The organism is Oleiphilus sp. HI0128 (assembly GCF_001635365.1).
The window spans coordinates 1-609 of sequence record NZ_LWGG01000319.1 but is presented as its reverse complement, the minus strand read 5'-3'; the positions used below and the strand labels follow the sequence as shown (position 1 = coordinate 609).

Annotated in this window: 1 protein-coding gene; it reads right to left on the bottom strand. The window is 43.0% G+C overall.

Translation table 11 applies throughout. The features are described 5' to 3' along the window. The coding region (locus tag A3763_RS28080; RefSeq protein ID WP_197482750.1) for a hypothetical protein at positions 1-609 on the bottom strand (609 nt) is incomplete at both ends.

Genomic DNA, 609 nt, shown 5'->3' with positions numbered 1-609 from the left:
AATTTGTGAACTAAGCGCATCAATTTCGAATCCATCCTCAAGAATCCTCTCTTCGAGGTTTTTCTTATTAATGGATAGCGCTTGAGTATCCATCCTGATTGCTTCGAGCTTTTCTCTTGCTGACTGTATTGCACCTTCAAACTTAACGCGAGCGCCCTCTTCCTCGCGCAAGCTAATACTAACGCTTTCAACGGATTTTCGCGCTTCATTCAGTCGCTCTTCTGCAATTAGCCGGGATTCCAAGAGACCTTCAAGCTGCATAGACAAGTCCTCTAAGGACTCATCTTCGTAATGTTCGCTATTATTAAGCTCAGTAATTCGTTGCTTCTTATAACTTAACTCTTTGCCTAGCCTCTCAATAGTTTGTTTTAGGGAGTTTACCTGACTAAGCTTTTGCTGTTGTTCAATTTGTTTCTGATGTACTGAATTTTGCGCTTCGCGAGACTGAGCTCTATACATCTCTAGCTGAGATTGAACACGCTCTCTTTCTTCGCTAAGAACTGCTTTGCGCTCAGTGAACTCATCAAGCGATAGCAGCGCTTCATTCCAGATTTCGCGCGATTCAGCAAGTTGCTCACGATACTGTTCAAGCTGATCTAACAACTCCTT